Source organism: Actinomadura atramentaria DSM 43919 (assembly GCF_000381885.1).
GTDB lineage: Bacteria > Actinomycetota > Actinomycetes > Streptosporangiales > Streptosporangiaceae > Spirillospora > Spirillospora atramentaria.
In genome coordinates this window covers 716,950-728,992 of sequence record NZ_KB907209.1, presented here as the reverse complement: position 1 = coordinate 728,992, position 12,043 = coordinate 716,950, and the positions used below count along the sequence as shown (strand labels likewise).

The 12,043-nt window shown below is 76.3% G+C and carries 7 protein-coding genes and 1 rRNA gene; 4 read left to right on the top strand and 4 right to left on the bottom strand.

Translation table 11 applies throughout. The features are described from left to right. A 16S ribosomal RNA gene (locus tag G339_RS0107340) occupies positions 1 to 74 on the bottom strand; the annotation flags it as partial. Between the two features lie 771 nt (positions 75 to 845). Between G339_RS0107340 and G339_RS36510 the strand changes: the two genes are divergently transcribed. The 3 genes from G339_RS36510 (at position 846) to G339_RS0107325 (ending at position 3,270) form a co-directional block, all read left to right on the top strand. Beyond that, positions 846 to 1,388 carry an NUDIX hydrolase gene (locus G339_RS36510; RefSeq protein WP_019630426.1) on the top strand — a complete coding sequence of 181 codons (543 nt, stop codon included), beginning with the start codon at positions 846 to 848 and terminating at the stop codon, positions 1,386 to 1,388. Between the two features lie 101 nt (positions 1,389 to 1,489). Beyond that, complete coding sequence (locus G339_RS0107330) at positions 1,490 to 2,473, top strand: daunorubicin resistance protein DrrA family ABC transporter ATP-binding protein (protein ID WP_019630425.1); 984 nt, start codon at positions 1,490 to 1,492, stop codon at positions 2,471 to 2,473. Then, positions 2,470 to 3,270, top strand: a complete 801-nt coding sequence (locus tag G339_RS0107325) for an ABC transporter permease (protein WP_019630424.1) — start codon at positions 2,470 to 2,472, stop codon at positions 3,268 to 3,270. Before G339_RS0107330 ends, G339_RS0107325 begins: the two co-directional genes overlap by 4 nt. A 58-nt stretch (positions 3,271 to 3,328) precedes the next feature. Here G339_RS0107325 and G339_RS0107320 read toward each other — a convergent pair whose 3' ends face one another. Further along, entirely contained in the window at positions 3,329 to 6,520 is a 3,192-nt protein-coding gene (locus tag G339_RS0107320) for an AfsR/SARP family transcriptional regulator (RefSeq protein ID WP_019630423.1), read from the bottom strand. 134 nt (positions 6,521 to 6,654) lie between these two features. Between G339_RS0107320 and G339_RS0107315 the strand changes: the two genes are divergently transcribed. Then, the gene (locus tag G339_RS0107315) at positions 6,655 to 7,737 is read left to right on the top strand and encodes a baeRF2 domain-containing protein (protein WP_019630422.1); all 1,083 of its coding nucleotides are present in this window, start codon (positions 6,655 to 6,657) and stop codon (positions 7,735 to 7,737) included. 4 nt (positions 7,738 to 7,741) lie between these two features. On the opposite strand, the gene G339_RS0107310 is transcribed toward G339_RS0107315, so the two are convergent. Together G339_RS0107310 and G339_RS0107305 are read right to left on the bottom strand one after the other, a co-directional pair. Next, the gene (locus G339_RS0107310) at positions 7,742 to 11,413 is read right to left on the bottom strand and encodes an ATP-binding protein (protein ID WP_019630421.1); all 3,672 of its coding nucleotides are present in this window, start codon (positions 11,411 to 11,413) and stop codon (positions 7,742 to 7,744) included. Further along, positions 11,410 to 12,033, bottom strand: coding sequence for a hypothetical protein (locus tag G339_RS0107305; RefSeq protein ID WP_019630420.1), 624 nt, complete (start codon positions 12,031 to 12,033; stop codon positions 11,410 to 11,412). The genes G339_RS0107310 and G339_RS0107305 overlap by 4 nt, the downstream gene beginning before the upstream one ends. Positions 12,034 to 12,043 lie beyond the last annotated feature (10 nt).

The window sequence follows — 12,043 nt, the reverse complement described above, 5'->3', positions numbered from 1 at the left end:
CCTTTCCGCTCGACTTGCATGTGTTAAGCACGCCGCCAGCGTTCGTCCTGAGCCAGGATCAAACTCTCCATCAAGGCCCAACGACGCACCAGAGGGGCGAACCCCCAGCACGCCAAACCTTAAAAGGATCGAAATCCCAGCAATGCGCCGACTCCATCAAAAGAAGCCGACGACTGCCTCAAAGAAATCCCCGCCACCATCGTCAGACGACAGTGACCACGGGGCGGCCGAGCAAACCGAAAGGTCACCCGGCCGATAAAGGCACTGGCTTTTAACACGCTGTTGAGTTCTCAAGAAACGGACACCCACCGCGCTCCGACCGCTTCCGCGATCCTCGCTCCGGGGCAACCCTTCAAGCTTACCCGGGACTTACCCCCTGTCAAACCGATCCACCGGAAGGAATTTTCCGCCGCATCGCCTTGACCGAGAAGCCAGCCCACCCACCCGACCGCACGCAAGCCACGCTCACGAACCATGATCGAAGTAGAGTCCCTCGGGCCGACCGCCAACCGGCGTTCCGCATCCCGTGCTGGGCTGTCCACTCAAGCGTACCCCGGCGCGAAGCGAGCTTCGAACCGTTTTCCGCTCGGGTGTTCCCCGGGGCCGTCCGCCTTCCGGCGTCCCGCATCCCCTCGGGGCAGGAAGAACATTAGGTACGGTCCCGAGGTCCGTCAAATCGGGGTCGGCGGGGGTTCGCGGGTGTGCGGCGGCGGGTTCGGGAACGCGCAGGTCGCGGGCTTCCCGGCCGGTTGCGGGCACTGCCCGGTCCGGCAACGGCGTGCGGGGTGTCGGCCGGTGTGGACAGACTCGTCTCCGGGTCCGGCGACGCGAGGGAGAGCGGTCATATGAGCGCGGTACGGGGTGGGCGCAGCGGGCAGATCGTCTGCGCGGTCGTGCGGCGGGGCGCGGACGTCCTCATGGTGCGGGAGCGGATGCTGCCGCCGGACGAGGCGTGGGTGCTGCCCGGCGGTCTGGTCGAGCCGGGCGAGCTGGTCCACGACGCGGTGGTCCGCGAGGTGCAGGAGGAGACCGGGCTCGCGGTGTGCAGGCCGGTCGGCCTCGCCTACGTGTGCCAGTTCTCCGTCGAGGAACCCGCGTGGCCGGGGATGTGGACGGTGTTCGCGTTCGAGACGGAGATCGTCCCGCAGGGTCTGGCGGCGACGGACCACGCGTTGGACCCCGACGATCCGGACGGCCTGGTGCTCGAAGCCGCGTGGGTTCCCGGCGACGAGGCCGTCGCGCGGCTGGCCCGGTCCACGTTCCGGCCCCGCCGCGACCCGGCCGTCCGCCATCTGCGCGACGGCGGCGCGGGCGCGGCGCTGTGGCTGTGGCCGGACGGAGTCGAGGGCGAACCGCTCGTCCTTCCAACGCGTCCGATGGGCGTCTGACCTGGGCTGATACACCGCTGATACGGCCACGCCAGCGGCGTGTCAGCGCCCTGTCAGCGCGTGACGGCGCGATATCAGCGGCATGGACCACGGTGTGTCCCATGACGGAAGTGATTCGGGCCGAGGGCCTGCAGAAGAGGTACGGGGCGACCCGCGCTCTCGACGGGGTCGACCTCTCGGTCCCGCGGGGCTCGGTGCTCGGGGTGCTGGGCCCCAACGGGGCGGGGAAGACGACGGCCGTCCGCACGCTGGCGACGCTGATCAAGCCGGACGCGGGCCGCGCGGAGATCTGCGGTTTCGACGTGGTGCGCGACGCCGTCCAGGTGCGCGCGAAGATCGGGCTGACCGGGCAGTACGCGTCGCTGGACGAGGAGCTGACCGGCACCGAGAACCTGGTGATGATCGGTCGGCTGCTGGACTTCCCGCGCGCCGAGGCGCGGTCCCGGGCGCGGGAGCTGCTGGCGCGGTTCCGGCTGACGGACGCGGCGGGCCGCGCGGTGAAGACGTACTCGGGCGGGATGCGGCGGCGGCTGGACCTGGCCGCGAGCCTGGTGAACCGGCCGGAGGTCGTGTTCCTGGACGAGCCGACGACGGGCCTGGACCCGCGGGCGCGCAACGAGGTGTGGGACACGGTCCGCGCGGTCGTCGCCGAGGGCGCGTCGGTGCTGCTGACGACCCAGTACCTGGAGGAGGCGGACGCGCTCGCCGACCGGATCGTGGTGTTCGACCACGGCAAGGTCATCGCGGCGGGCACGGCGGACGAGCTGAAGGCGGGCGCGGGCCGGCAGACGCTGGTCGTCCGCGCGAAGGAGGCGCACCGGACGGAGCAGCTCACGGCGATCGTCGCGCAGCTCACCGGTGAGGTGCCGGACGTCGTCGCGGAGACGGGCCTGGTGTCGGCGCCGGTCGCGGACTCGGGCGTGCTGGCGTCGCTGATCCGCGCGCTGGACGGCGCGAGCCTCGGGGTGACGGAGCTGGCGCTGCGGATGCCGAGCCTCGACGAGGTGTTCCTCACCCTCACGGGTCACAGCGCCGAGCAGAGCGCGCGGGCCGAAGAGAAGATCACGGAAGGGAGCCTGGCATGACCACGGCCGTTCTCGCGCCGCCCCGGCGGATCAGCCTGCGCCGCACGCTGCGGCACGGCCTGACACTCGCGTGGCGCAACATCTCGCAGTTGAAGCACTCGCCCGAGAAGCTGATCGACAGCACGCTGATGCCGATCGTGTTCCTGGTGCTGTTCCTCTATGTGTTCGGCGGCGCGGTGCAGGGCAGCACGCACGCCTACCTGCAGATGCTGCTGCCGGGCCTGGTGGCGCAGATGGCGATGTTCGCGACGATGGGTCTCGGGACCGCGTTGAACGAGGACATCCACAAGGGGGTGTTCGACCGGTTCCGGAGCCTGCCGATCGCGCGGTCCGCGCCGCTGGTGGGGACGATCCTGGGCGACACGGTCCGGTTCGCGACGTCGATGGTGATCCTGACGGCGTTCGGGTCGCTGCTCGGCTTCCGGTTCCACACCGATCCGCTGTCGGTGCTCGCCGGGTTCGCGCTGGCGTACGTGTTCTACCTGGCGGTGAGCTGGATCTCGGTGCTGATCGGGCTGGTGGCCCCGTCGCCGGAGACGGTGCAGGGGCTGGCGTTCCTGTGGGTCATGCCGCTGACGTTCGGCAGCAGCATCATGGTGGCGGACACGTCCACGATGCCGGGCTGGCTGCAGGCGTGGGCGAAGGCGAACCCGGTGTCGCACCTGACGGAGTCGCTGCGGGCGCTGATGCTCGGCGGGCCGGTCGGGAACCACGTCTGGTACACGCTGGCGTGGGCGGCGGGGATCATGCTGGTGACGTTCCCCCTGGCGATGCGGATGTACGGGCGCCGCGCGTGAGCGCAGGCGCGTCGCCGACGCCCGGCTCGTCCCTCTGGGGCGGCCGGGCGTCGGCGCGTCAGGGGCGGAGGGCGCGGACGGTCTCGCGGGGCAGCGCGCGGCCCCGCTCGCGGGCGGCCGCGAAGGCGTCGTCGCCGAGGGCGGCGCGGGCGGCGGCCGCGGCGAGGGCGGCGTCGTCGTTGTGGCGGTCCTCGTAGCCGTTGAGGGTGTGGGCCGCGCCGAGGAGTTCGGCGGCGCGCTCGTGGTCGCCGCCGGTCGCGGCGTGCAGGGCGAGGCCGCTGACCAGGACCGCGACGGTCTGGTTGCTGATCATCGTGTCCTCGTCGAGGCGGCCGAAGGCGCGGCGGTGCCAGGCCGCGGCGGCGGCCGGGTCGCCGTCGAGGTCGGCCAGGGCGCCGAGCCTGCTCAGCACCGTCGCGGAGATGGAGCCGAAGTCGGGCCGGTTCAGCCCGTGTTCGACGTGCTCGTAGGCGATCCGCAGTTCGTCGCGGGCGCGCTGGAGGTCCCCGGCGCGGCGGGCGAGGTCGGCCAGGGCGACGTGGCCCCCGGCGGCGTCGGCGAACTCCCCGACGCGTTCGAGCCGGGCGATGCCGGTGTCGATGTCGCGGCGGCCGGCGGCCTCGTCGCCCGCGCGGGCGCGCAGCGTGCCCAGCTCCACCAGCACGGCCGCGCCCTGCTCGGGGCTGACGCCCTGGACGGCGTAGTCGTGGGCGCGCTCGCCGTGCCCGATGGCGGCGGCCAGGTCGCCGCGCACGACCGCGCCGCGCATCAGCCCGATCTGCCCGACGATCATGCCGAACCGGTCCCCGAGCGCCTCGAACGCGGCGTACCCGGCCGCGACGCGCCGCTCGGCCTCCTCGACGCGGCCGTCGTTGAGGGCGAGGAACGCGCGGGCGAGGTGGACCGCGCCGCCGATCCACGGGTCGGCGGTGTCCTCGATCTCGTCCAGTCGCCGCGCGCACAGGTCGTAGTCGGCGGTGAACAGGCACGACAGGGGGCGGACGAGCACCAGCGCGGGATGCTTCGGGTTCGGCGGGATCGCGCGCAGCGCCTGGTCGATCGCGGTCCGCAGGCTGGACGCCGTGGGGCCGGTCTCCGCCACCATCTCGCTGACGAGCCGCGCGCTGAACTTCATGATCGCGAACGGTTCGGCCAGGCCGGGCGGCGCGGTGTCGCCCGCGATGGCCTCGACCTCCAGCGCCCAGCCGCCCGCCTCGCGCTCCAGGTCGCGCATGAACCAGAACCAGGCGAGGGAGCCGACGAGCCGGACGGCGAGCGGGACGTCGCGGATCTCCACGGCGTGCCGCATCGCGGCGGCGCAGTTGTCGCGCTCGGCGCCGAGCCGGTCGGCCCAGGCGAGCTGGTCGGCGCGGCGCAGCTCGGGTTCGGCGCGCTCGGCGAAGTCGGCGTACCAGGCGGCGTGCCGGTCGCGGACGGCGCGTTCCTCGCCGGACTCGGCGAGGCGTTCGGCGGCGTAGACGCGGACGGTCTCCAGCAGGCGGTAGCGGACCTCGGCGTCGCCCTCGGCCATGACGAGGGACTTCTCGACCAGGGCGGCGACGACGTCCACGACGTCCGCGACGCGCGCGTCCGCGCCGCCGCAGATCCCGGCGGCGGCGTCGGGCGTCGCGCCGCCCGCGAAGACGGCGAGGCGGCGCAGGACGGTGCGCTCCTGGTCGTCCAGCAGGTCCCAGGACCAGTCGACGACGGCGCGCAGCGTGCGGTGCCGGGGCAGCGCGGTGCGGCTCCCGGCGGTGAGGAGGCGGAAGCGGTCGTCCAGGCGTTCGGCGACCTGGGCGGAGGTGAGGGAGCGGAGCCGGGCGGCGGCGAGCTCGATGGCGAGCGGGATGCCGTCGAGGGCGCGGCAGATCCGCACGACGTCGGGGGCGGTGGCGGCGTCGACCTCGAAGCCGGGGCGGACGGCGGCGGCGCGGTCGGCGAACAGCCGGACGGAGGCGTAGGCGAGCGCGTCGGCGGGGGTTGCGGCGGCGGGCGGGAGCGGCAGCGACGGGACGGGGCACAGCGCCTCGCCGGTGATGCCGAGCGGTTCGCGGCTGGTGGCCAGGACGCGGACGCGCGGCGCGGCCCCCAGCAGCCGGTCCACGACGGCGGCGACGGCGTCGATGAGGTGCTCGCAGTTGTCCAGGACCAGGACGGCGTCCTGCCCGGCGAGGTATTCGGCGAGCCGGTCCAGGGCGGGGCGCGTCGGCCGGTTCTCGGGGCGCAGGACGACCTCGTGGACGCCGAGGGCGGTGAGGACGGCGGCGGGGATGTCGCGGCCGTCGCTGACGGACGCGAGCGGGACGAACCAGACGCCGTCGCGCGCGTCGTCCAGCAGCCCGGCGGCGGCCTCGGCGGACAGCCGGGTCTTGCCCGCGCCGCCGGGGCCGGTGAGCGTCACCAGGCGGCTGTCGCGGACGAGCTTGCGGACGCGCTCGGTCTCGGCCTCGCGGCCGACGAACGTGGTGAACCGGGCGGGCAGGTTGGTGCGGCGCCCGGGTTCGGGCTCGTCCTCGCGGGCGGGGGCGGACTCGCGGCGCAGCAGGGCGAGGTGGACGGCGGCGAGTTCGGGGGACGGGTCCGCGCCGAGCCGGTCCGCGAGGAGTTCGCGGCCGTCCTCGAAGACGCGCAGCGCGTCGGCGGGCCGTCCGGCGGCGGCGAGCGCGCGCATCAGCAGCCCGCGCAGCCGCTCGCGCAGCGGGTTCGCGGCGACGAGCGGTTCGAGTTCCGCGACCAGGCCCGCGCCCTCGCCGAGGGTGAGGGCGGCGTCGGCGCGGTCCTCGACGGCGGTGAGCCGGGTCTCGGCCAGCCGGGCGACGGGCGCGGCGGCGAAGTCGGCGTCGGCGACGTCGGCGAGGGCGGGGCCGCGCCACAGGTCCAGGGCCGCGCCGAGCGCGGCGACGCGGCGGCGCGGGTCGGGGTCGGCGCGGGCGGCGGCGACGGCGCGGTCGAACACGACGGCGTCCACGGCGGCGGGGTCGACGGCGAGGCGGTACCCGGCGGGGCCGTGCTCGACGAGGTCGCGGCCCGCGGCGGCGCGGAGCCGGGACACGACGGCCTGCAGCGCGTTGCCGCCGCCGGCGGGCGGGTCGCCGTCCCACAGGTCGTCCAGCAGGCGGTCGGCGGAGACGGGCCGGCCGGGGTCGAGGGCGAGGCGGATGAGCAGGGCGCGCAGCCGCGTGCCGCGGACGGGGACGGCGCGGCCGATCCCGTCGCGGACGTCGAGCGTTCCCAGGATTCCGATGCGCACATGACCTCCGACCACCATTGTCCCCCTTGTTCCGCCCTCGTTCGGAAAGGCCGGAACGGGCGGAGGCAAGGGGATCATCATGCCGGAGTCGGCGGGGGACGTTTGGCGCGCGCGGGACGGGTAGTGCGGGCCGCATGGATCTGTCTTCGCTGAAGCCCCTGTACTCCCGGCCCGGCCCGTTCGTCTCGGTGTACGCCGAGCTGCTGCGCCCGTCGGAGGACGCGGCGAAGGCCGCCGAGCTGCGGTGGCGGGCGCTGCGCGCGGAGCTGTGCGCGCGGGACGCGCCGGCGGGGGCGCTGGCGGCGGCGGAGGACGCGGTGGCGGCGGCGCTGGCGGAGCGGCGGACCGGTGGGCTGGCGGTGTTCGCGGCGCGGGACGGGTCGGCGCGGGTGGAGGCGCTGCCGGACGCGCCCGTCCCGGCGGCGCGGGTGGCGGCGCTGCCGCACGTCCTGCCGTATCTGGCGGCGCGCGGGGAGCGGGTGCCGTACCTGGTGGCGGTGGTGGACCGGCGCGGGGGCGCGATCGACTGCGTCGCGGCGGACGGGGCGCGGCGGCGCGTGGCGGTCGAGGGGGACGCCGAGCCGCGCGGCGCGTCCGGGCGGGACCGCGACGAGGCGCGCGCGCAGCGGTCGGCGGAGACGGTGTGGAAGGGCAACGCCAAGCGCGTCGGGCGGGCGCTGGACCGGGCGGCGCGGCGGTGCCGGGCGGAGGCGGTGGTCGTCGCGGGGGACGTGCGGGCGCGCGCGGCGGTGCTGGAGGAGGTGTCGGACGGGCTGCTGGCGCGGACCGTCGAGTCGGACCGGGGGGCGGGGCCGGGGCTGGCCGAGGACGTCGAGCGCGTCCTGGAGCTGAAGGCCGCCGAGCGCGTCTGGGCGGTGGCGGAGCGGTTCGAGCGGGAGCTGGCGCGCGGCGAGCGGGCGGTGGCGGGGCTGCCCGCGACCGTCGAGGCCGTCCGGCGGGGGCAGGTGGCGAGCCTGCTGCTGGACGACCCCGACTCCCCCGCGCGGCTGTGGGTCGGGCCGGAGCCGGGGCAGGTCGCGGCGTCGCCGGACGAGCTGCGGCGGCTCGGCGTGCGGGAGCCGGTGGAGGACCGGGCCGACGCGGCGCTGGTCCGCGCGGTCGCGGCGACGGACGGGGAGCTGGTGGTGCTGCCGGGCGACGGGCCGAACGCGGAGCTGGGGGTGGGCGCGGTGCTGCGGTACGGCGATCCGGCGTAGCCGGTCAGGTCCGGCGGGCGCGGTCCAGGATCTCGTCCTCGGTCAGCGGGCCGGACGGGTGGTGGGTGAGGCACAGCGGGGTCTTCGTCAGGACGAACGGCAGGCCCTCGCTGGCGACGTAGAACCGGCCGCGGCCGAGACCGCCGATGTTCTCGGCGTTCCCGCCCTTGGCGCGGGCCAGCTCGCGGGCCGCCGCCTGCTGGGCGGGGCTGTTGAGCTGGCCGAAGAACTGCGTCGTCGCGCTGCCGGAGATCTTGTTGTGCAGGCCTTTGGGCGCCTGCGTCGCGAAGACCAGGCCGAGGCCGTACTTGCGGGCCTGCGAGGACAGGACCAGCGCGCTGTCCAGCGCCGTGGAGCGCTGGCCGACGAGCGTGTGGGCCTCGTCCATCACGTACAGGCCGCCGAGCGGGCGGTCGCGGGCCGGGTTGCGCTTCACCCAGGAGAACAGGGCCATCTGGAGGCGGCCGGCGAAGCCCTCCCGGCGCTCGTCGCCGAGGCCGACGAGGCTGATCACCGAGACGCGGGCGCGCTTGCCCGGCGGCGGGGTCAGCAGCGTCCCCGGGTCGACCGGTTCGCCGCCGCCCGCGAACAGCGGGTCGTTGACGGTCGCCGCCGTCAGCGCCTCGGCCATCTCCGCCGCGAGCGGGACGGCCCTGGCGATCCGGCTCGCCTCGAACGGGAACTCCGCGAGCAGGCCGAGGAACGCGGTGAGGTCGCCGCCGCCGCGGCGCGCGAAGTACTGCAGGGCCTCGCGGAGGACGGCGTGGCCGAGTTGCGCCTTGCGTCCGGTGAGGGCGGCGTGCGGGGCCAGGGCCTCGACGGCGACGTCGATCCCGGAGCGCAGCTCGTCGGGGTCGTCGCGGACGGCCGCGAGGTCGGGCAGCGGCTGGAAGCTCAGCGGACGGCCCGACGCGCGGCCCGGCGTCCACACGACGACGTCGGTCCCGTCCAGGTAGGCGCGGGCGCGGTCGGCGTCGCCGGGCAGCCAGCCCGGCGGCGGCTCCGGCCACGGGTCGCCGAGGCGGGCGAGGTCGTTGTTGGGGTCCAGCACGATCGCGGACACGCCCCGCAGCGCGCACTCCTCCACCAGGCGGCGCAGCAGGACGGTCTTGCCCGAGCCGGACCCGGCGAAGATCGCCGTGTGTCGGGTCAGGACGGCCAGGTCGAGCTCGACGTCCCCGTCCCCGCGCGCCCGCTCCCCGACCCGCACCCGCGCGGCCTCGGGCGGGTTCTCCAGCGCGAGCCTCGGCGCCGCGCCGGACGGCGCTGCGGCAGGCGTCTGCGCGGCGGGCGGCGCGGTGGCGGGCGGCGACGTCCCAGCGGTCGGCGCCGCGTCCGGCAGAGGCGCTGCGCCGAGCCGTGGCGTCGCAACGGGCGGCGGCGCGGTCAGCGGCGCGGCGGGCGGGATGGCCGCATTGGGCGACGGCATGGCCGACGGCGGTGCGGCAGCAGGCGGCGCCGCGGCGGGCGGCGGCGCGGCCAGCGGCGGCGCGGCCGACGGCGCGGTCTCGCCCGGCGGCGGCGCAGCGGGTGGCGGCGCGGCGGGCGGGGTTGCCGCGCTGGGCGGTAGCGCGGGCGGCGGCGATGCGGCAGCGGGCGGCGGCGTTGGCTCGTCCGGCGCTGCGGCGGGCGGCGGTGTCGGTTCGGCGGGCGGTCGTGGGGCGGGCGGCGATTCGGCGGGGCGTGTCGCGGGGTGGGGCGGTGAGGTGAGGAGCGGCGGGATCGTGTGGGGCGGCGGTGGCGCGGTAGCGGGGAGGGCGTCCGCGAGGACGGTCGCCAGCAGCCCGGTGCGGCTCGCGGGGCGGCGGGCGCGGAGCCAGTCGTCCAGGTCGGGGGCGCGTTCGGCGAGCAGGGTCGCGAGCGCGGCGAAGGTGCGCAGGTCGGTTTCGGTGAGCGGCAGCGCGCAGCCGCCGCTGTCGGCCAGGAACTCGGTGCGGTCGCGCGTCCGCTCGCCCGCGGACCAGCGGGCGTTGCGGAGCACGACGAGCGTGCGGTCGGGGACGTCGGGGCCGATGCCCGCGGCGGTGAACGCGTCGTCCAGGCGTTTGAGCACCGCCCGGTGGTGCGGCGCGCCGATCGCGCGGAACGCCCAGTGCCGCTGCGCGTCGGTCCGCTCGTCGAGGACCTGCCGGAGCCGGGCGTGCAGGGCGGGCCGGTGGCCGGGCGGCGGGTCGACGGAGAAGGCGCGGCCCGCCGGGCCCGCCTCGGCCTTCCACGCGGTGAGGCCCGCGGCGAGCAGCCGGGGCACGACGGCGTCCTCGGCGGCCGGGTCGAGCGCGCCGGACGGGTCGGCGGCGGCGAGCAGCTCGGCGAACCGCGCGTCGAGCGCGTCCAGCTCCGGCGGCGCGGCAGGCGCGACAGCAGGCGGTGCAGCGGCAGGCGCGGCATCAGGCGGCGCGGCGGGCGTGACAGCAGGCGGCGCGGCGGGCATGGCGGCAGACGGCGCGGCGGGCGCGAGCACGGGCGGCAGGTCGTCGGTGAAGCTCTCCAGGAGCCGCACGGCGTCCTCGCGGCGGCACGCCTCGACATGCGCGGCGAGGCGTTTCAGCAGCGCGCGCGGCGTGCTCCCCGGCGCGGTCTCGAACGCGCCGGGCGCGACGGGCCAGGCCGGATCGGGCGGCGTGAACCCCGTCCCGGCGAGCGCGGCCGCGATCCGCCGCTCGATCAGCACGCGCGCCGTCTCCGGATCGCCGACCATCTGCAGGACGAGCGACGAGCGGAACCGGTCCGAAGCCGTGGCCACGGCCTGGTTGCGCACGTGTGTCCACGACGACGTCAGGCACGCCAGGACGCACAGCGTCCGCCGAGTCGTCTGCCGGAGCGCCATCAGCCCCCCGGCGATCTTCTCCAGCGTGGTGTCGTCGCGGGGCGCGTCGTCGTCGCCGACCGCGCCCGCCGACTTCGCGGTGTGCTCCAGCAGCGCGTCGATCTGGTCGACGGCGATCACGCTCGGCCCGGTCAGCGCGAGGATCGACGACAGCTCGACCACGACCTCCTGCGGGCTGCGCACGCGGCGGCTCATCCCCCACGCCTGCCGCTCGCCGGGCTGCGCCTCGTCCGTCGAGGTCAGGTGCGCGTATCCGACGTCCGCGGCGGCCAGATCCGGGGCGGCGAAGAGCGCGAGCGCGCGCAGCGTGTCCGCGCACCGGATGATCAGCCGCCGGTCGCGGGCGAGCAGGCCGTGGACGAGCGCGTCCAGGTCCGCGCGCGTGCAGGGGGCCGCGCCGGTGAGCGCGGCGGCGGTCGCCTCGGTGACGCCCGCGAGCGAGGCGAGGCGGCGCAGCAGGACGACGACCTGGTCCGGCGCGTCCCCGCCCGACCCCGGGTCGGGCCGCCCCAGGTCCTCGACCATCGCGCGCGCCGTCAGCTCCCAGAACTCCCCGCCGACGCTGAAGTCCACCAGGAAGAAGTAGCCGCCCGCCGCCCCGACGCGGCGGCGGACCCAGCCGAGCAGGTGCGTCTTGCCCGCGCCGCCCTCGCCTTCGAGCACGACGCCGAGCGGGCTGGCGGCGTGGGACGCGGCGGCGTCCTCGATCCCGTCCGTGATGAGCAGTTCGGCCCGGCGGTGGAGCCCGTCCACGTGGAAGGCGGGCGTCGCCCACGCGTGCTCGGCGGTCGCCGCCCAGTCCAGTCCGGCCGCGATGGCGCGCAGCGCCCGCCGCTCGGCGTCGTTCACCGCGCCTCGATCGACAGCAGGTGCTTGTCGGTCCCGCCGACGCGGACGGCCGCGGCCCGGTCGGCGGCGGTGAGCGTCCGCTGGTTGGCCTCGGGCGCGAGGTTGACGTCGGGGAGCCGCTCCATCCGGCGCAGGACGTCGTCCACCTCGGCGCGGGGCGCGTCGCCGAGCAGCGGGCGGACGGCCGTGAGCAGCACCCAGTCCTGCGGGCGGCGCGCGAGCCGCCGGTAGGCGTCGCGGATGCCCGCCTCCAGGTCGACGGGCTCCGGCTCGGCGCGCACCAGGAACTCGCCCAGGCTCGTCCCGGACCGCCGCAGCGCGTCGCGCAGCGCGGGCAGCAGCAGGTACAGCGCGCGGCCGAGCGATCCCGCGCGCGGCGGCGCGGCGGCCGACAGCTCGGCGACGCACCACGCCCAGCCGTCCTCGGTGAGTTCGTGGTGGTACGCGCGGCCGCGCTTCTCGCTCGCGACCAGCCCGAGGCCGTTCATCCGGCGGCGGGCCGCGCCGTCCAGCGCCGCGCCGAACGCGTCCCGCAGCTCCGGGTTCGACGCCGACCCGCCCAGCGCCATGAGCGCGACGAGCAGCGCGCGCTCCGGCGTCCCGAACTCGGTGTGTGCCATGCGGAGTCCT

Coding starts and splice junctions, on each gene's coding strand:
- G339_RS36510 (WP_019630426.1), top strand. CDS start 846: ATGAGCGCGGTACGGGGTGGGCGCAGCGGGCAGATCGTCTGCGCGGTC.
- G339_RS0107330 (WP_019630425.1), top strand. CDS start 1,490: ATGACGGAAGTGATTCGGGCCGAGGGCCTGCAGAAGAGGTACGGGGCG.
- G339_RS0107325 (WP_019630424.1), top strand. CDS start 2,470: ATGACCACGGCCGTTCTCGCGCCGCCCCGGCGGATCAGCCTGCGCCGC.
- G339_RS0107315 (WP_019630422.1), top strand. CDS start 6,655: ATGGATCTGTCTTCGCTGAAGCCCCTGTACTCCCGGCCCGGCCCGTTC.
- G339_RS0107305 (WP_019630420.1), bottom strand. CDS start 12,033: ATGGCACACACCGAGTTCGGGACGCCGGAGCGCGCGCTGCTCGTCGCG.